The 17,174-nt window shown below is 59.7% G+C and carries 22 protein-coding genes and 4 tRNA genes; 9 read left to right on the forward strand and 17 right to left on the reverse strand.

Annotation, left to right across the window (positions count from 1 at the left end):
- Position 1: 1 nt before the first annotated feature.
- On the reverse strand, positions 2 to 775 hold the full coding sequence (locus QWI16_RS00160) for an ABC transporter permease (RefSeq protein ID WP_302710694.1): 774 nt from the start codon (positions 773 to 775) through the stop codon (positions 2 to 4).
- On the reverse strand, positions 765 to 1,703 hold the full coding sequence (locus tag QWI16_RS00165) for an ABC transporter ATP-binding protein (RefSeq protein ID WP_302710695.1): 939 nt from the start codon (positions 1,701 to 1,703) through the stop codon (positions 765 to 767). The genes QWI16_RS00160 and QWI16_RS00165 overlap by 11 nt, the downstream gene beginning before the upstream one ends.
- A gap of 58 nt (positions 1,704 to 1,761) precedes the next feature.
- On the opposite strand from QWI16_RS00165, the gene QWI16_RS00170 reads away from it, so the two are divergent.
- Positions 1,762 to 2,166, forward strand: coding sequence for a PA2817 family protein (locus tag QWI16_RS00170; protein ID WP_302710696.1), 405 nt, complete (start codon positions 1,762 to 1,764; stop codon positions 2,164 to 2,166).
- An 86-nt stretch (positions 2,167 to 2,252) separates the two neighbouring features.
- Here QWI16_RS00170 and QWI16_RS00175 read toward each other — a convergent pair.
- The 4 genes from QWI16_RS00175 to QWI16_RS00190 all read right to left on the reverse strand — a co-directional run bounded on the left by QWI16_RS00175 (position 2,253) and on the right by QWI16_RS00190 (position 2,607).
- A tRNA-Gly gene (locus tag QWI16_RS00175) sits at positions 2,253 to 2,328 on the reverse strand.
- A gap of 1 nt (position 2,329) precedes the next feature.
- A tRNA-Glu gene (locus QWI16_RS00180) sits at positions 2,330 to 2,405 on the reverse strand.
- 50 nt (positions 2,406 to 2,455) lie between these two features.
- Positions 2,456 to 2,530 (reverse strand) — tRNA-Gly (locus QWI16_RS00185).
- A 1-nt stretch (position 2,531) separates the two neighbouring features.
- Positions 2,532 to 2,607: transfer RNA gene (locus QWI16_RS00190), tRNA-Glu, on the reverse strand.
- A gap of 274 nt (positions 2,608 to 2,881) precedes the next feature.
- Between QWI16_RS00190 and QWI16_RS00195 the strand changes: the two genes are divergently transcribed.
- Positions 2,882 to 3,646: a hypothetical protein gene (locus QWI16_RS00195; protein WP_302710697.1), complete on the forward strand. Its 765-nt coding sequence runs from the start codon at positions 2,882 to 2,884 to the stop codon at positions 3,644 to 3,646.
- Here QWI16_RS00195 and msrB read toward each other — a convergent pair.
- Positions 3,637 to 4,041: a peptide-methionine (R)-S-oxide reductase MsrB gene (msrB, locus tag QWI16_RS00200; RefSeq protein ID WP_302710698.1), complete on the reverse strand. Its 405-nt coding sequence runs from the start codon at positions 4,039 to 4,041 to the stop codon at positions 3,637 to 3,639. The two genes, QWI16_RS00195 and msrB, sit on opposite strands and share 10 nt — an antisense overlap.
- A gap of 79 nt (positions 4,042 to 4,120) precedes the next feature.
- Between msrB and QWI16_RS00205 the strand changes: the two genes are divergently transcribed.
- Both QWI16_RS00205 and QWI16_RS00210 read left to right on the forward strand, forming a co-directional pair.
- The gene (locus QWI16_RS00205) at positions 4,121 to 5,335 is read left to right on the forward strand and encodes a pyridoxal phosphate-dependent aminotransferase (protein ID WP_302710699.1); all 1,215 of its coding nucleotides are present in this window, start codon (positions 4,121 to 4,123) and stop codon (positions 5,333 to 5,335) included.
- A 23-nt stretch (positions 5,336 to 5,358) separates the two neighbouring features.
- Positions 5,359 to 5,823: a hypothetical protein gene (locus tag QWI16_RS00210; protein ID WP_302710700.1), complete on the forward strand. Its 465-nt coding sequence runs from the start codon at positions 5,359 to 5,361 to the stop codon at positions 5,821 to 5,823.
- Here the strand turns inward: QWI16_RS00210 and QWI16_RS00215 are convergent.
- The 5 genes from QWI16_RS00215 to QWI16_RS00235 all read right to left on the reverse strand — a co-directional run bounded on the left by QWI16_RS00215 (position 5,813) and on the right by QWI16_RS00235 (position 10,603).
- A complete protein-coding gene (locus QWI16_RS00215) occupies positions 5,813 to 6,751 on the reverse strand; it encodes a class I SAM-dependent methyltransferase (protein ID WP_302710701.1) in 939 nt (312 codons plus the stop codon). The two genes, QWI16_RS00210 and QWI16_RS00215, sit on opposite strands and share 11 nt — an antisense overlap.
- Positions 6,744 to 7,877 (reverse strand): ATP-NAD kinase family protein, encoded by a 1,134-nt coding sequence (locus tag QWI16_RS00220; RefSeq protein WP_302710702.1) that lies wholly within the window; start codon positions 7,875 to 7,877, stop codon positions 6,744 to 6,746. Before QWI16_RS00220 ends, QWI16_RS00215 begins: the two co-directional genes overlap by 8 nt.
- 71 nt (positions 7,878 to 7,948) lie before the next feature.
- Positions 7,949 to 9,094, reverse strand: a complete 1,146-nt coding sequence (locus QWI16_RS00225) for a 4-phosphoerythronate dehydrogenase (protein WP_302710703.1) — start codon at positions 9,092 to 9,094, stop codon at positions 7,949 to 7,951.
- A gap of 13 nt (positions 9,095 to 9,107) precedes the next feature.
- Positions 9,108 to 10,040, reverse strand: a complete 933-nt coding sequence (locus tag QWI16_RS00230; protein ID WP_302710704.1) for a 5'-3' exonuclease — start codon at positions 10,038 to 10,040, stop codon at positions 9,108 to 9,110.
- Positions 10,037 to 10,603, reverse strand: coding sequence for an elongation factor P hydroxylase (locus tag QWI16_RS00235; protein ID WP_302710705.1), 567 nt, complete (start codon positions 10,601 to 10,603; stop codon positions 10,037 to 10,039). The genes QWI16_RS00230 and QWI16_RS00235 overlap by 4 nt, the downstream gene beginning before the upstream one ends.
- A 173-nt stretch (positions 10,604 to 10,776) precedes the next feature.
- Here QWI16_RS00235 and QWI16_RS00240 point away from each other — a divergent pair, with 173 nt between their 5' ends.
- Positions 10,777 to 11,478 carry a hypothetical protein gene (locus QWI16_RS00240; protein ID WP_302710706.1) on the forward strand — a complete coding sequence of 234 codons (702 nt, stop codon included), beginning with the start codon at positions 10,777 to 10,779 and terminating at the stop codon, positions 11,476 to 11,478.
- Between the two features lie 51 nt (positions 11,479 to 11,529).
- Here the strand turns inward: QWI16_RS00240 and tusA are convergent, their stop codons facing one another.
- Positions 11,530 to 11,766, reverse strand: coding sequence for a sulfurtransferase TusA (tusA, locus tag QWI16_RS00245; protein ID WP_302710707.1), 237 nt, complete (start codon positions 11,764 to 11,766; stop codon positions 11,530 to 11,532).
- A gap of 208 nt (positions 11,767 to 11,974) precedes the next feature.
- Between tusA and QWI16_RS00250 the strand changes: the two genes are divergently transcribed.
- Both QWI16_RS00250 and QWI16_RS00255 read left to right on the forward strand, forming a co-directional pair.
- Positions 11,975 to 12,337, forward strand: a complete 363-nt coding sequence (locus QWI16_RS00250; protein WP_302710708.1) for a hypothetical protein — start codon at positions 11,975 to 11,977, stop codon at positions 12,335 to 12,337.
- Between the two features lie 106 nt (positions 12,338 to 12,443).
- Positions 12,444 to 12,725 carry an antibiotic biosynthesis monooxygenase family protein gene (locus tag QWI16_RS00255; protein WP_302710709.1) on the forward strand — a complete coding sequence of 94 codons (282 nt, stop codon included), beginning with the start codon at positions 12,444 to 12,446 and terminating at the stop codon, positions 12,723 to 12,725.
- Here QWI16_RS00255 and rlmM read toward each other — a convergent pair whose 3' ends face one another.
- From rlmM to QWI16_RS00270, 3 genes are read right to left on the reverse strand one after another with little or no spacing between them, the layout of a single operon-like run.
- On the reverse strand, positions 12,726 to 13,769 hold the full coding sequence (rlmM, locus tag QWI16_RS00260) for a 23S rRNA (cytidine(2498)-2'-O)-methyltransferase RlmM (RefSeq protein ID WP_302710710.1): 1,044 nt from the start codon (positions 13,767 to 13,769) through the stop codon (positions 12,726 to 12,728).
- On the reverse strand, positions 13,766 to 14,410 hold the full coding sequence (locus QWI16_RS00265; RefSeq protein WP_302710711.1) for an alpha/beta family hydrolase: 645 nt from the start codon (positions 14,408 to 14,410) through the stop codon (positions 13,766 to 13,768). Before QWI16_RS00265 ends, rlmM begins: the two co-directional genes overlap by 4 nt.
- Positions 14,403 to 14,633, reverse strand: a complete 231-nt coding sequence (locus QWI16_RS00270) for a YheU family protein (protein WP_302710712.1) — start codon at positions 14,631 to 14,633, stop codon at positions 14,403 to 14,405. The genes QWI16_RS00265 and QWI16_RS00270 overlap by 8 nt, the downstream gene beginning before the upstream one ends.
- 82 nt (positions 14,634 to 14,715) lie before the next feature.
- Here QWI16_RS00270 and QWI16_RS00275 point away from each other — a divergent pair, with 82 nt between their 5' ends.
- Entirely contained in the window at positions 14,716 to 15,246 is a 531-nt protein-coding gene (locus QWI16_RS00275; RefSeq protein ID WP_302710713.1) for a glycine cleavage system transcriptional repressor, read from the forward strand.
- On the opposite strand, the gene QWI16_RS00280 is transcribed toward QWI16_RS00275, so the two are convergent.
- Complete coding sequence (locus tag QWI16_RS00280) at positions 15,241 to 15,996, reverse strand: VIT1/CCC1 transporter family protein (protein WP_302710714.1); 756 nt, start codon at positions 15,994 to 15,996, stop codon at positions 15,241 to 15,243. The two genes, QWI16_RS00275 and QWI16_RS00280, sit on opposite strands and share 6 nt — an antisense overlap.
- A gap of 111 nt (positions 15,997 to 16,107) precedes the next feature.
- On the opposite strand from QWI16_RS00280, the gene QWI16_RS00285 reads away from it, so the two are divergent.
- On the forward strand, positions 16,108 to 17,016 hold the full coding sequence (locus QWI16_RS00285; RefSeq protein WP_302710715.1) for a transporter: 909 nt from the start codon (positions 16,108 to 16,110) through the stop codon (positions 17,014 to 17,016).
- Positions 17,017 to 17,174: the final 158 nt, after the last annotated feature.

Below are 17,174 nucleotides of genomic sequence, written 5' to 3' on the forward strand. Positions count from 1 at the left end.
CTTAGGCCCGTAGGCGCTTGCCCGTTTGCAGCAGATACAAACTGGCCGCAAATAAGATACCGGTAAACACCATCAAGCCGGCAAACGCCCAGGCCACATGCTCGCCGCCCGTGCCTAACAGGCCGTATCGAAAAGCCCCCACCATATGCAAAATAGGATTGAGCTGGGAGACAAAACGCCAAAAATCGGGCAGCAGATTGATCGAGTAAAAAACACCGCCAAGATAGGTCAAAGGCGTCAGGACAAAGGTCGGCACAATGGAGATGTCGTCAAAGGTATTCGCAAAAACCGCATTGATAAACCCCGCGAGAGAGAAAAACAGCGAGGTCAATACGATAATACTGATGGTCAACGGCCAGCTGTGCACCTGAATGTCGGTAAACACCAGAGCCACAGCCGTCACCAACGCACCCACGCACAGGCCCCTGGCCATCCCCCCGGCGCAATAGCCGAGCAGGATAATCACATTGGGCGTAGGCGAGACCAGCAGCTCCTCAATAGAGCGCTGAAACTTGGCGCTGAAAAACGACGACACCACGTTGGAATAGGAGTTGGTGAGCACCGCCATCATGATCAACCCGGGCACCACAAACTGCATGTAGCTGATGCCATCCATGGTCCCCACACGCGAACCGATCAATTTACCAAAGATCACAAAATACAGTGACATGGTGATTACTGGCGGTAGCAATGTCTGTACCCAGATGCGGGAAAAGCGCTTGATTTCCTTGCGGACAATGGTGGCCAGCGCCACCCACTGAGCTTTAGACTCCATGTTCGCCCCCCTCGCGCTTGGCATTGACCAAAGAGACAAACAACTCTTCAAGACGATTGGCCTTATTGCGCATACTCACGATTTCAACCCCCTGCCCGCTGAGCTGTTCAAACAGGCCGTTCAAACTCTGGCCTTTTTCCACCTCGACTTCAAACGAATGCTCATCCACCAGAACCACCTCATGCCCATGCAGGGACGGCGCCGCGGCGAGCGTCGAGGTGGTATCAAACACAAACACCTCTTTATTCAGACGCTTGAGCAAAGCGCGCATGCTGGTGTTCTGGACAATCTCGCCGTGATCGATAATCGCCACATTGCGACAAAGGCTCTCAGCTTCCTCCAGATAATGGGTGGTCAGGATAATCGTGGTGCCCTCGGCGTTGATTTCGCGTAAAAAATCCCACATGGAGCGGCGCAGCTCAATGTCCACGCCGGCGGTGGGTTCATCCAGAATCAAAATCCGCGGCTCATGCACCAGGGCCCGGGCAATCATTAGCCGGCGCTTCATGCCGCCCGAGAGCATACGTGCCGGGGTGTTGCGCTTGTCCCACAGACCCAGTTTTTGCAGATACTTGTCGGCCTGAGCGGCGGCGCGCTCGCGGGGCAGACCGTAGTAACCGGCTTGCTGCAACACAATGTCCCGCACCTTTTCAAACTGGCTGAAATTGAACTCCTGAGGCACGATTCCCAGTTGCTGTTTGGCCGCCGAAAAATCGGTATCGATATTGTGGCCAAACACCGACACCTCACCGGCAGTTTTGCGCACCAGAGAGCTGATAATACCGATGGTTGTCGACTTGCCGGCCCCGTTGGGACCGAGAACCGCAAAAAAATCCCCCGCCTGCACCTCCAGAGAAATGCCCCTGAGCGCTTCAAAACGGTTATCGTAAATTTTTCGCAGATTTTTAATTGAGAGCGCAGCTGTCATAATTGCCTCTGATTTTTCCACTCAACAGGAGTGGTTCACACGACAGTGGAGTTTCATCATGTCCGACACCGCCGCCGAACGCGCTTACCGGAACTGTGTTCGCAATCTGCTTGCCCAGTTCATCCATGCGGTGCAGCAACAGCCACCCTTTATCCTCGACGAGTGTGACGAGGAATCGCTGCACTACCTCGAGCAGCTCGAGTCCCTGCCCGGCACCACCGGCAACGAATACGCAGAACTCGGCCAGGCGGTTGTGTGCCGCACCATCGCCGCCTTTCCGCACTTGGTGCCGCTTTTGCCAAGGGATCTGCTGTGGCACTTTGGAGGCGACTGCTTGCACTATATGCCCGACGACGAGATCGACAAGTTTCAGCAACTGGACGAGCGACTGCACCAGGCCATCGGCGAGGCGCGCCCGTTTGATTACGAGCGCGAGAGAGCCGCCATTTTTGGCCTGCACTGACAAAGGGCGAGAGTATACCAGCGCGGCAGGGCTTTTCGGCCCCCAAAACCAAAAAGGGCCAGCGCATAGCGCTGGCCCTTTGAATTTGGAGCGGAAAAGGAGGCTCGAACTCCCGACCCCAACCTTGGCAAGGTTGTGCTCTACCAACTGAGCTATTTCCGCATGGCGTCCCCTAGGGGAGTCGAACCCCTGTTACCGCCGTGAAAGGGCGGTGTCCTAGGCCTCTAGACGAAGGGGACAGGACATCTCTCTTGCTTTGCGTGCATCCGCCACCCCCAAAAGAGGGAAATGGAGCGGGAAACGAGGCTCGAACTCGCGACCCCAACCTTGGCAAGGTTGTGCTCTACCACTGAGCTATTCCCGCATGGCGTCCCCTAGGGGAGTCGAACCCCTGTTACCGCCGTGAAAGGGCGGTGTCCTAGGCCTCTAGACGAAGGGGACACGCGTCTCGTCAAAAGAGGGGCGCATTCTAAGTAGCCGGTGCCCACCTGTCAACACTTTACTGTGTATTTTTTTAATGAGCCTAAACAATGACTTAGCGGCGCCCATTGGGGCCAGAATTGGCGCTCAGCTAGAGCCTGCTGGCGCCGCCAGCGGCCAGCCTCTTCGCGTGAGCTTATAACCAGAGGCTGATTTATACGCCCAAATGCTATACTCTCGACTGAGATTCCCCGAACGCGCGGCCGGGAAGCCCCGATTGAAGACAGGAACCATTATGTCGTCCGTTTACCTGATCGCTGCACTGGTTATTTTGCTGACCGCGATGGTGTGCTATGTGTTTATTTCCCAACACCTGGCAAAAAAACGCAAGCAGCAGCTGCGCGTACTGACCGCATTAAAAAAGCGCCAGCAGCTGTTCAAATACATGGCCTCAGGCTTTCCTCCCGGATTCCTGCCGTCCGATCTGAACAAACTGGTGTACCGGGTACTGCTCAACACCTGCGAGCAGTTGGCCAAGCTCGACCCGAGTGGCGGCTACAGTGAGGAGTTCCAGCTCTACAGCAAGCAGGCCGAAAACCAGCCGCTGGCCGGTGAAAAACCAAAGCTGCCTCCGGAGAAAACCGGAGAAGCAAAAACCCTGCTGCAGGAGCTGCAGCGCTATATCAGCTCACAGGCCGAAAAGGGTCGCCTACCTCAGCCCCAGGCCGCGGGCTATCTGGCGCAGATCCGCCGGTTGATGCTGCAGATTGCCATTGAGAGTTACAGTCAGCAGGCGAAAAAAGCCCGTAGCGAGAACAAGCTGCGCCTAGCCATTCACTACTACTCGCTGGCGCGCAAGCTCCTGCTAAAAGAGGCCAGTCAGCAGAATGTGAAGAAACAGGTGGAGCAATTAAGCGGCATCATCAGCAAGCTCGAGGCCGAGTACGCCGCGCAAGAAGCCCCACCCGCCTCAGTGGTGGAGGAAGAGGAGGCCACACGCAAAGCCTGGAACGAGTTTGAAGAGGAAGACAGCTGGAAGAAAAAGCAGATCTACGATTGATCCTGCGCCTCCAGCTCGATGGAGGCAGAGTTAATGCAGTAGCGCAAACCCGTCGGTGCCGGCCCATCGTTAAACACATGTCCCAAGTGCGATCCGCAGCGTTCGCATAAAACCTCGGTGCGACGCATGCCGTGGCTCTCGTCAAACGCCTCGCGAATCACCTCCGCCGAAGCGGGAGCATAAAAGCTCGGCCAGCCGCAGCCGGCATCGAACTTGGTGTGAGAATCAAACAGCTTTTCACCGCAGCCTCGACAGCGATACTCGCCATCGGTAAACACATTCCAGTACTCGCCGGTAAACGGCCGCTCTGTGCCCTTTTCGCGGCAGACGTAATACTGCTCCGGCGTCAGTCGCTCCCGAAAATAGGCATCGGAAAACTTATCAGATTCAGACATAATGAATTCCTTGACACAAACGCACGGCAAACCGGATGATTGCCGACAAAACAGGTTAATGAAAGGTAGTTTACTGTAAATGGATACGATTAAAAAATCCGAAAAGTTGAACGGCGTCTGCTATGACATTCGCGGCCCCGTGCTCGAGCACGCCTACCGGCTCGAGGAAGAAGGCCACCGGATCATGAAGCTCAACATCGGTAACCCCGCGCCCTTTGGTTTTGCGGCGCCCGATGAAATTATTCAGGACGTTATCTACAACCTGCCCAACGCCGAAGGCTATGTCGCCTCGCGTGGCCTGTTTGCCGCCCGCAAAGCCATCATGCAGGAGTGTCAGCGCCTGCGCATACCGAATGTCGATATCGACGATATCTACCTGGGCAATGGCGTCAGTGAACTGATTGTGATGGCCATGCAGGCACTGCTCAACAACGGCGACGAAATGCTCATCCCCTCGCCCGATTACCCGCTATGGACTGCCGCCGTTAACCTGGCGGGGGGCAAGGCCGTTCACTACCGCTGCGACGAGCAATCCGACTGGTATCCGGATGTACAGGACATCGCCAGCAAGATCACCGATAAAACCCGCGGCATTGTGATCATCAACCCCAACAACCCCACAGGCGCCGTCTACAGTCAGGAAGTGCTGGAGCAGCTGGTCAAACTGGCCGAAGAAAAGGGCTTGATTCTGTTTGCCGACGAGATCTACAGCAAAATTCTCTACGACGATGCCACTTTCGTGCCCCTAAGCCGCCTGGTACAGGACACCCTGTGCATCAGCTTTAACGGCCTGTCCAAATCCTACCGCCTGGCGGGATTCCGCTCCGGCTGGATGGTGGTCAGCGGCGCCAAGCACAAGGCCAAAAATTATCTCGAAGGTATCGAGATGCTCGCCTCCATGCGCCTGTGCGCCAATGTGCCCGCCATGTACGCGGTGCAGACTGCGCTCGGCGGTTACCAAAGCATCAACGAGCTGATTATTCCCGGCGGGCGCCTGCGCGATCAGCGTGACGCCGCCCTGGCCGCCCTGGCTGACTTGCCGGGGGTGAGCTGCGTCAAACCCAAGGGCGCTATTTACCTGTTTCCAAAAATTGACCTGAACCGCCACAAGATTCAGGACGACCAGCAAATGGTGTTGGATTTTTTGATTCAGGAGAAAATCCTGCTGGTGCAGGGCACGGCGTTTAACTGGCCGGAAAAAGACCACCTGCGCATTGTCTTTTTACCGCGCGAAGACGAGCTGACCCGCGCCATTGAACGCCTGGGCCACTTCCTAGAGCGCTACACCCAGTAGCGCTGTTACCTTATTACTGTGTTATGGCTGATATTCACATTTCCGACTTTCACAAGGATGCCGCCAAAGCGCTGAACATGCTCTACTCGAGCTTTCCGCGCAAGCTGACGGTGTTTGTCGAGGACATTTCCGGGCCGGATACGCCGGACGAGTTCGGCCTGCACAGCCCCCGCCACCAGGCGTGTCTCGCCGCGTTAATGTGGCTGGCCGCCGAGGGCTATATTCGCTACGAAGACACCATCCGCCAGGAGGCGGTGGATCAGGCCACCTTGACCCACAAGGGCTTTACCCTGCTCAGCAGCTTGATCAGCTGCCGCTCACACTTGGCCAACCACGCCACCCTCATTAATGCCCAATTCGAGCCCGTGCTGGAAGAAAGTCAGATAGAGGGCGACTTCGCCCCCGCTATCGAATTGGTGCGAGCCGCCCTGCGGGGACGCTCGTCCAACGCGATCGACGCCATCATGCAGATTCTGCTCAACCGCTGACCCCGGGATAGGTGAAGTGCAGCAGCTTTAGCTGCCGCTCGGGCTCGGCATCGGGAAAATCCTCGCTGCCCGGCAGCCGCTCTAGCAATCGGGCCTGCGGGCAGTGCTCGGCAAACACCTGCTGCAAAAACCCCGTATCCAGCTCCGGCGCGTTCAAGCAAGCCAAGACGTCGCCGCCTGCGGGCAGCAACTCCGGCAGGCGGCGCACCAGTTTGGCGTAGTCACGGGTGGCCACAAAGCTGCCTCTTTGAAAACTCGGCGGGTCAAGAATCACCACGTCATAGGGCCCGCGCCGGCGAATGCGGCTCCAGGATTTGAGAATCTGCTCGGGCAAAAACTCGCTGCGGCGCTTGTCCAGACCGTTGATATGGTGATTGTCGCGGCCGCGGGCGAGCGCCTGCTTGCTCATGTCCACATTCACCACTCGCTCGGCACCGGCAGCCACCGCCACCACCGAAAAAGCGCAGGTATAGGCAAACAAATTGAGTACCCGTTTGCCCGGTGCCAGGGCTTCCAGCCAGCGCCGGCCGGGCTCCATATCCAGAAAAAAGCCCGGATTTTGCTGCCCATCGAGCGTCAGCGCAAAACGCAGCGAGCCGCGCCGGGCGTACCAGGATTCGGGCATAACACCCACCAACCATTCGGCCGGCGCCCCCGCCAGGTAGCGCCTTTGGACCACGAGCGCCTCCAGAGGCGAGGGTTGCAGGCACTTAAGCTCTTTCATTATCCCGGTCAAATGCGCCTCGGCGCTCTCGGCGTAAAGCGTCACCACCGCCACCGGGTTAAAAAAATCCACATTGATCTGTTCGCAGCCCGGGTAGCAGCGCCCGCGGCCGTGCAACAACCGGCGACTGTCGGGCTCACCGCCGCGGGCGTCGTTGATAAGCCGTTCCAGGCGCTCGGCATCAAACATACGGGGCTCAGTCATCGGCCGACTCCCCCAGCGGGTAGAGCAGTTGTTGCCGGTAGCCGGTGATCACCGGTATAACACCGCTCAGGGCGGCATCCAGCTCGGGATCATTGGTGTCGACCAACAGCGGCCGCCCTTCCAGCGCCTTGAGTTTTTCCGCCGTCGCCATGACCCAGATATTCCCCCGCCCCACGGCGCGGATAATCTCGGGGGCAAATTGCTGATTACCGCGCCCAAAAATATGCCCCTGACCGCCAATAGCGGTGACCACTATCACCACCGGCCCCCTGTGCTCAGCCATGGTCGATAGAATCTGCGCAGCCGTGGCGTCGCCAAGCAGCAACTGGCCGGCGCGAACGAGATCCACCCCGAGCAGTGTGGCCTCAAGACCCAGCTGCTGGAGCAGTGCGCGGGTGGTGGAACCCGGCCCCACCAGATAGAGGGTGTCGGGGTCCATGCGTTCGGCTACCTCGGCGGCCAGATCCAGCTGGGCCAGCTCGTCCACCTCGGCGCCAGCGTTTTTCACCTGCTGCAGCGCCTCGGGCACATCGGGCACCAGCAGCTCACTGTAGTGGCGCGCGCGTACCCTCCCCTGGCGAAACGCCTGTTCATCAATATCCCTGACCTCCCGCTCAGCCAGAGGTGCCCAGCGCCCCTCGGCAAGGCGCTTGAGCACCCGGCCCGCGGCCTCGGGGCTGGTGGCATAGACCCCGGAGTGAATCTTCACGCCGGCAGGTACTCCCAGCGCCGGCAGCGAGCAGCCTATGGCATCGGCAATCAGGCGCGCGGTGCCGTCGCCGCCGGCAAACACCAACAGGTCTACGCCGGCGGCCCGCATGGTCTCGGCGGCGAGCCGAGTGTGCTCGGCATCGCTCGGTGCGGGTATGGGCAGTGGCAATAGCTCGAGCGCAAAACCCAGCGCCTCTACCATCTCCCCTCCCATGGGGCCGGCACAGCACAGCAGCTGAACCCGATCGCCAAATTCACGCAGAGGCGCCAGCGCGCGGGCCATGCGCCGAGCGGCCTGCGGCTCGGCGCCGCGCTCCAGCGCTTGAGCGCGGATCTGCTCCCCGTCGCTGCCTTTGAGCGCTACAGCGCCGCCCAGCCCGGCATAGGGGTTAACAATCACCCCCAACCTGAGCACGCCATCTCCGTCATAAAAATTTCACACATCAACGCTAACCTAGCCATAGATACGCACTTCTCACGTCCGTGTCAGTCAATTGAATTCGCCCTTTTGAATCCCAGGGCCGCTAGCGTATCCGCCAGCGGCCCTTTTTTTGGCGCCCCCAACACGCGGTAGTTACCAAATTCGCGCCGCACCGGGTAATGTTTTCTCAAACTGTCAAAACCTTTGGCCAAATCCACACGGTGATGACGCACCTGCTTGCCCAGTTTGCGCAGCTGGCGATCGTCGTCTTCGATGTCGTAAACCTCACCGATCAGCGCCCGCAGCCGCTGCCAGTCGCTGCCCTCGACCAACCGCAGCTGATTGTCCACCACCGGCGGCGTCAACTCGACCAGCGAGGCCGACTCCGGCAGGCCAAAGTGCCGGCAAAACGCATGATAAATCATGGCGGTACCCTTGAGTTTGCCATCAAAGCTGTAGCCGGCAATATGCGGCGAGGCGAGGCTCACCCGCTCGAGCAGTGGCAGGGAAATCACCGGCTCGCCCTCCCAGACATCCAGCACCACCTGCAGGTCATCTCGCTCACGCAGCACCTGCAGCAGCGCCTCGTTATCCACCACGGCCCCGCGCCCGCAATTGAGCAGCACGGCGCCCGGCGGCAACTGACGCAACTGCTCCTTAGCCAACAGATGGCGCGAGGGGTGCGGCCCGGTGGTGGTCAAGGGCGTGTGCAGGCTGACGATATCGCACTGCAACACGTCTTCCAGCTCGGCCAGGTCCGGGTTGTCGGCCTCGCTCAACAAGGGGTCGTAACACAGGCATTGCACCCCTTGGGCGCTGAGCGCACGATAAAGGGCGCCGCCGACATTACCACAGCCGATAATACCCACCCTGCGCTTGCGCCAGTCGACGTCCAGGTGGCACAGGGCCGCGTACACATACTCCACCACAGAGTTGGCGTTGCAGCCCGGCGCATTGGTGTAGGTGATGCCGCGCTGCTCCAGATAGCGCTGATCCAGATGGTCCATGCCGATGGTACAGGTGCCGACAAACTGCACTGCCGTTTCGTTTAACAGGGCGTCATCCACCCGAGTGACCGAGCGGATCAGCAGAGCATCGGCCTCGCGCACCTGTTCGCGGGTCAGGTTTCGGCCCGGCAGGCGGGTAATCGTGCCGCAATCGCCAAAAAAGGCCTCCAGCAGCGGAATATTTTCATCGGCCAGAATCTTCATAAACACCTACGAGTTACGGTTGTAAAGTGCGGCCGGTGCGCGCCTGCGCGAGGGCCAGAGCCCGGCGCCGCGGCTTGTCCGGCCAGCCCATTTCACGGCAAAATTCGCCAAATTCTTCCATTTTAATGGAAGTTTTATCGAGTTTTGCAGCGCTGTCTATCAGCGGCAAGCCGCCGACCAGTGCCGCCAGCTGCTGCGACAGAGCGACCTGATCCCGGTGCGCGAGCAGCTTGGCGGCAAGGCCGGCGGCGCCGCGCACCGGTATATCGGCAATTTGCCCGGGCCTGGCGTAGAGCGCCTTGAGGCTCTTGCCGTGGCGCAGCAAAGCCGCCGCCGTTTTGGCACCCACGCCCGGCACACCGGGAATATCGTCAATCGGGTCCCCCACCAGAGCGAGGTAATCCACCATTTGCGCCGGTGCGATGCCCAGGCGCTTTTCAATATCGGCCCCATAGTGCCTGACGCCGGCACCATAGTCCCAGAGAAAATCCTGCGGGCGGCGCAGCAACTGCGCCAGATCCTTATCGCGAGTCAAGACGGCGATGGGCGAGCGGGCCCGGGCACACACCCGGTAGAGGCTGGCGAGCAAGTCGTCCGCCTCGTAACGATCACTGGCAAAAGTGGCGATGCCCAAAAGGCCGGCCACCCGGCGGCAGGCCTGCAGTTGAAACGCCAGAGCCTCGTCCGGCAGTACCCGGGAGGCCTTGTAGTCCGGCGAAAGCTGATGGCGAAAGCCGCTGCCCAGACTCTCGTCAAAACACGCTGCCAGCCGACCGGGGGTGTGCTTTTCCATGAGTTCCAGTAAAAAGCCGGTAAAACCGTAAACCGCCTCGGTGGAGTAGCCATTAAGCGGACTGATCCAGGCCGCCGGCAGCGAGAAGTAGTATCGAAAGATGTAGATAGAGGCGTCTATCAGGCAGACCGGTGCCCGCTCCGGCCCACTCAAAGGGACGCCCTCGCAAAGCGGGCCGGACTCAGCAGGCCACCCAGCGTCAGCTCGGGGCGGTAGTGCCCGAGCAGCGCCGAGGTAAAGGCCGCGACCCGCTCGCTCACACCCTGCGTGCACAGATCGAGCACTCGGGCATGAACGGCCTGTTTAAAGGCCTCCGAGGGGCCGAGGTTCTGCGCCAGGTTGTCCGCGCTCACCCGAAAGCGCACGCCCGCCGCCTCGGAAAACAACCACTCCAGCGCCTGGGGCCTGGCTTCCACGGCTTCAAACTCGGCCTGTTGCTCGGCACTGCGACCATCGGGCGCGTACCAGTAGCCGTAATCCTCCAGCTGGCGGCGCTCGCGGCCGGCCACGCACCAATGGGCAATTTCGTGCAAGGCGCTGGCAAAGTAGTCGCGGGTAAAGTGAATTTCGGCACATCCGCTGTCGCCGCAGGGCAAATAGACGGGCTCGGGGGCGCCGCCCACCAATAGGGTTACCTCGCTCTGGGCAAAGCAGCGGTTAAACAGGGCGATCAGGTCGCGGCAGTCGTGAACACAGGTGCGGGCAACAGCGGTCAAAATCTCAAACTCATTTCATCGCGGTGACAGACGGGACAGGCCGCACGTAAATTTTGCGCCATAAGTATTGTGCTTGGGCAGATTAGCATATACCTTATGTAGTGATGGCTCGCCATCAACACAGCCCGAGAGCGCCTTCGGCGTTGTCACCAGCCTCATTCAGGAGGTGTATTATGAAGACCCCCGTCAAAAGCCACAACACTGACAATGTCGTGGATTTTTTCTCAGGAAAATCCTTCTCTGAGCTGCACGATGAACGGTTTATCCGGCTTTCTCCCGAGCTGGATGGTCTGGAGATGCTCTACTCCAATGAAAGCAATCCGGACAAGCTGTTCAGTCTCAAGATCCTCTGCTGGGGCCTAAGAGCCAACGGCGACGTGGTGGGCCTGGTACCCTGGCTCAATGATATCGTCGCCTGCACCGATGTGTTTGACCCGCTCAACGGCCAGTGGGAAGGCTATTACGACGCGGGCATTGACGAGGTCTTCTTCGACGCGCCCATGCACAAAATCATTGAGCTGGAAACCGCCGCTGAATACTACGAGCTCGAGTGCGAAAACGACGATGACGTGGTTCAGGAGCTGCCGGACACCATCGGCACTCACGCGGTCCTGGCCAATGAAACCACCCATCAGCTGACTCTGGTGGAGGTGGTGAGCTGGCGCCTGCTGCACGATGGCAACATCTACGGCATGCTCACCGACGCCGAAAAAGTCATCAGTACACCGGTGCTACCCGGCGATGAGTGTCTCTACCCGGCGCAGCTGCACGACGAGTTCCGCTACTTTTTCCAGCACCAGATTGCCAACAAAATCAAAGCCGAGGACCCCGAGGCCCTGGCGGCGATTTCAATGCTCGTGGAAGAAGGCCACTAAAGCGCTCTTTGCGGCGACAATGACAACCATAAGGGTCCGGCATACGGACCCTTATTTTTTCAGGGCGATGGTGTAAAAAAACACACCATCGCGCTCTTGCTGCTCCAGCAACTCATGCCCCAGAAACAGACAAAACTTGGGAATGTCCCGCGTGGTGGATGGGTCCGTCGCCGTCACTTCAATCACCTGCCCGGCCGACATAGCTCGCACCGCCTGATGCAGCATCATCACAGGCTCGGGACACAGCAGTCCACTTGTATCCAAATAATTATCAATTTCCGGTTTCATAGCGTCAGATCATCTATTAAACAAACAGCAGGCGCCTGTGCCCTTGCTAAACTTATCAGTAACAGTATTTGCCTTGCCGAGCAAAGAATTCTCCACCACCACCAAGGGCCCTGCTGAAAACGAGCGCACATACTGGGACAGGTATTTTCACGTTGTGCGCCGTGTTAATCAATGGCGCAGCGCGCTTAAAGCGCGGGAGTCTGCACTGATGCCATCACCACACCGGTTTGACACCAAAGCGTTTATTGAACCTTTCGGGTTCAGCAGCAAGAACCTGCAACTGACGCAAGCGCTGTTGCGCAACCCGCAACCGACACTGAGCGAAAACCTGCGACACACACTGGCGCTGACGCCCGCGCAGAGCAGTCTGAACGGCTACACCCTGCTCGACACCCTGGGCGCGGTGGCCATCGGCCGCATCATCGCCAGCCTCACCCAGCTGGGAAATGAATGGCTCGAAAACGGCAATTGCTCGGTGGCCTCTCTCAATTCATTGCATCATTTACTGGACGAATGGATTGCCCTCGGCGACTGGGTAGTACAGCAGGCCGGCGGCATCGGTGATCAGTGACCCACGCCAAAACCCCTACCACCAAAAGCGTTTTGCGTTACAATAAAACGCAGACGTGAAGTTTACCTCACTAAGGACACTTGCCCGAGCGAGTTTCAGGTTGGACATGATTTACGTATTGGTTGAAAGACACATCGCCGACGGAATGGAAAGCACCTACGACCTGGCCGCGCGCCAGGCATTAGAAGCGGCCCACCGTGCACCGGGTTTTATCAACGGCGAAACCCTTGAGGACCTGCAGCGGCCCAATCACCGCTATCTGTTGTCTAAGTGGCGCTCGCTGCACGACTGGAAACAGTGGTACTACAGCGATGAGCGGCACGAGACTCTCAACCAGCTCAATCCGACCCTGGCGGATTTTGAAAAAATCACCCTGCTGCAAAAGTAATCAGCGGGTGATTCGAATGTGCCCCGTGACCTCCTCGCGGTCGTGATACAGCTGTTTGAACGCCAGACTGGCCTCAAGCCCGTATTCGGCGAACACCGCCTCCAAAAATTCCCGACGCTTTTTCACCTCGAGGTAACGCTGCTTCATCGGCAGTTTTAAATTAAACACCGCCTCGCGAAAATAGCCCTGCGCCGCCCAGCGGCCAATCATGCTCGCCACTCGCGCGGGCTTATCGGCAATATCACACACCAACCAATCCACCGGCTTTTTCGGCTGATAGACAAAACCGTCCTCCACGTGGTGGGTGACCTGGCCACTGTCCATCAACGCCTGGTCCATAGGGCCATTGTCTACCGCATCGACAAACATACCGCGCCTGACCATTTGCCAGGTCCAGCCGCCGGGGGCCGCGCCCAGATCCACGCCGCGCATACCGCCGCGCAAACGCTCATCCCACTGCTCGGCGGGGATAAAGTGATGCCAGGCCTCTTCGAGTTTGAGCGTGGCCCGGCTCGGCGCCTGCGAGGGCTGACGCAAACGGGGAATCCCCATGGCCCAGCGGGCACTGTTGGCCGTTGGCGACACTCCCACCACCACCGAAGTACCGGACAAAAACAGCAAGTGCAGGCGCCAGCGACTGGCAGGCGTCAAGGCCAGCTCGCGACCAAACAGTTTGCCCAATTTGCGACTGAGCGCCGAGAGCGACTTGCCCTCGTTGGTATCCGTGGTCTCTGTCCACCACTGGCTGACATCGCCGAGCTCGCGCGCCGCTGTTAACAGCGGGGTCAACCGGTCGGCTGGATCCAGGCCCTCCAAGGGGGCGGGGCCGGCGAGCCACTGGCGGGCAAACACCAAAGACGCAAAATCCAGCGAACGGATCAGCCGGCGGGCCGCATCTGGCTCGTGGCATACGTAGCTCACCAGCGCGCTGCCCGGCTCGGTTTTGCTGTAGCCGAAAAAGCCCTGCTCATTGGCAAGGTCGGTAATTTCGGCGGCGCACTCTTTCTCAAAGCCCGGGCGACAATGCAGGTATAAGTGATTCAAAGCTGGCCTCCGCCGTGAATAAACTCGGCGGACGCCTCTGCGGCCCGCTCAATGTAGTGCTCGTGGGTAAAGCCGGAGGCGACCCGGGGTTTTAAATCGTGATCCCCATCGGCAAACCAATGCAGTGTGATCTGCGCCGGCAAGTCGTAGCCCACCACTTCGTCGGCATTGCCGAGTCGGTCGCGCGTGCCCTGCAGCACCAGCGCCGGTACCCGGCACGCCTGCAAACTCTCCAGGCGCAGCTTGTCGGGCTTGCCCGGCGGATGAAACGGGTAACCCAGGCAAATCACACCGCCAACACCGGGCTCGGCGCCCAGGTGGCTGGCCATGCGCCCGCCCATGGATTTACCGCCGATAAACACCGGCGCCGGCCACAGGGCCCGCGCCTGCTCCAGGGCCTGGCGAAAGGCCTCAATCAACACGGGAGCGCGATCCGGCGGGCGCTTTTTACCCGAGTCGCGGCGCTGCTGCATATAGGGAAATTCAAAGCGGCAGACCCGCACACCCCGCTGCGCCAGTGCGCGGCTGTAGGCCTGCATAAACTCGCTGTCCATGGGCGCGCCGGCGCCGTGGGCGAGCACCAGGCTGGGCGCCGCACCCCTCGGGCCTTCCACCAGCCAGCTCTCGGGGGGGTTACTCATCCCCAAGCTCCGGCAGGTCGCGGGCATTGACCAGCGATGTGCTCTCCATGGCCGGATCGAACACAATCACCACCTCACCGCGCGCCAATTGCCGACGCAACTGCGCCACCTTGGTCTCAAGAGACAACTCGGTTTCACCGTAATCGGTGCCCTCGCGGGTTATGTATTCTTCCAGCAGCGCCGTCAGGGTATCGGCGGCCAGTTGTTGGTGGGGAATTATCATAGAAGCCTGTGTTATCTTTACCGCATTAGGCGTGTGCGCCCTGAGCCACAATAAGCCGCGAACCACAATAAAAGGAAGCTGCGTGAACCACTACCTCGTACTCACTGTTATCAGCGACGACCGCCCGGGCGTTGTGCAAAAGCTGGCCAAAACCATCAGCGACCACGGCGGCAACTGGCTGGAGAGCCGCATGGCACATCTGGCCGGAAAATTTGCCGGTATTCTACAGGTTGCCGTGGCCGAGGAACATCGCCCTGCCCTGCAACAGGCCCTCAAGGCCCTGTCGGGCGATGGCCTGCAAGTGGTGGTGGAAGCGGCGGATGCGGGCGCCAGCGACGCCCAACAGGCGTTGTCTTTCAGTGTGGTGGGGCCGGATCGCACCGGCATTGTCTACGAAATCGCGCAGGCGTTTGCCGAGCGCGGCATCAATGTGGACGAGCTGGAAACCGACACCTCCAGCATGCCATGGTCCGGCGAGCCCATGTTTGAGGCCACGGGCATTATTCATATTCCCGCCGAGGTCAATATGGATGACCTCTACGACCAGCTGGACGCCATCGCCGACGAGCTGGCCATCGACGTGCGCCTTGAGTCGGTCAGCGAGGACTCATAACCCGCCGAGAAACGCCCCGACGGCATAGGCGAGCACCGCTGCCGCACCGCCCACCGCCAGGGTTTCCAGGGCAGAGGCGGCTTTAGAGCTGCCCACCTGTGCGCCCTTGGCGGCGCCCACCACCAGAAAACCCATGGCCGTGAGCGCCGCACTCCAGGCGTAGAGCGAGGTGGCCTCCGGCGCAAAGAGCGCGCTGACCACAAACGGCAACAGCGGCAAGGTACCGAGCAGGACAAAGGCCACAAAGGTCGCCGAGCCGGCCTTCACCGGGCTTAAGTGTGCGAGCGACAAACCGTGTTCATCCTGCAACATGGTGTTCACCCAGAGCCCGCGATCGGCGGTAATGGTCGTCACTATGTCTTCAAGCTGCTCGCCGGAAAACCCCTTGGCCGCAAAAATCTGGCGCACTTCTTCCGCCTCACCTTCGGGGTAGAGGTCAATTTCGCGCAGCTCTTCGCGCCGGGTTTTCTCTTTGAGCTGATTGTCCGCACGCACGCCCAGATAATTACTGGCGCCCATGCTGAAGCCATCGGCCAAGAGGTTGGCGACGCCGAGAATAATCACCACCGTGGTCGACAAACCCGCACCGGCCACGCCGGCGACAATCGCAAAAGTGGTGACCAGGCCATCGATGGCGCCGTAGATAAAGTCGCGCAGGTAAAAATTCTCCGGCCCGCGGGACAAACGCCGGGCGATGGCCGAGCGCTGGTGCCGCCGGATCAGTTCTGCTTTTTCGCTGCCCTCGTTCATCGTATCCCCCTTCCCTACCCAGTATACTCCGACCGTTCATCGTGCCCGGACTGGAATGGCCTGCAGCCACAAGGCTATACTCAGCAGGCAACAATCAGTCAGGGTTGAGCCATGCGAACCAGTAGCAAGGATGTCGGTTTTTTTGTTTTACTCTGGCTGGCGATGGCGGCGCCCCAGGCACAAGAGCTGGCACCGCGCGCCTACTGGCCCGCCCCGAAAGGCACAAATGTGCTGGTGATGAGTTACCAGCGCTCGCAGGGCGATGTCCTCGTCGATGTCTCCGCACCGATCGAAGGCGCAGAGGTCACCCTGGACTTTCTCTCACTCACCTACCAGCGCACCTTTGGCCTGTTTGACCGCACCGCCAGCTTGCAACTGAACTACCCGCTGGTGCGCGGCGATGCCGAGGCGATGGTGAACGGCGAATTTCGCGAGCGCTCCATCAGCGCAGCCGCCGACCCGCGCGCGCGCCTGGCCATTAACCTGCTCGGCGCCCCGAGTATGGACGGCGCCGCCTTCCGCCAACTGGCGGCAGAGCCCGAACCCATTGTCGGTGCCAGTGTGCTCGTCAGCATCCCCACCGGTGAATACGACGGCAGCAAACTGTTTAACGCGGGCACCAACCGCTGGGCCGTCAAACCGGCGCTGGGTTTTATCGTGCCGCTCACCGAGGGCTGGTTGGTGGAAGGCGAGCTGGGCGCCTGGTTTTATGAAGACAACCCCGACTACCAGGGCACCACCCGCACCCAGGAGCCACTGCTCTCGTCAGAATTTCACCTGGTACATGTTGTCAAAGGCGGCACCTGGGTCTCGTTTGACGTCAACTGGTACCAGGGCGGGGCCGCCACGGTCGGTGACGGCCCCGAGCAGGCCGAGCTGAAAAACTCCCGCGCCGGCCTCACTCTGCTGCACCCGCTCAACAGACACCACGCCCTGCGCGCCGCTGCGAGTACCGCCATAGAATCCAAAATCGCCGGGGAGTACGACAGCTTTACCCTCAGTTATATGTTTCTTTGGTAGCGCGAGGGCAAAGGCATCTAGGGCCTGTTCACACTAATTATATGCGCCTGCTGAAAGCCAGTTTTGTTTCCAGCTAGGCGCTGAGAGCGTGGTTTGGTCATTCCAAATAAGCGATCGGCAACAACGCTGGGGACAAAACTGGCTTCAGCCCTTCGGGT

Source organism: Gilvimarinus algae (assembly GCF_030518215.1).
In the GTDB taxonomy this organism is placed as follows: Bacteria; Pseudomonadota; Gammaproteobacteria; order Pseudomonadales; family Cellvibrionaceae; genus Gilvimarinus; species Gilvimarinus algae.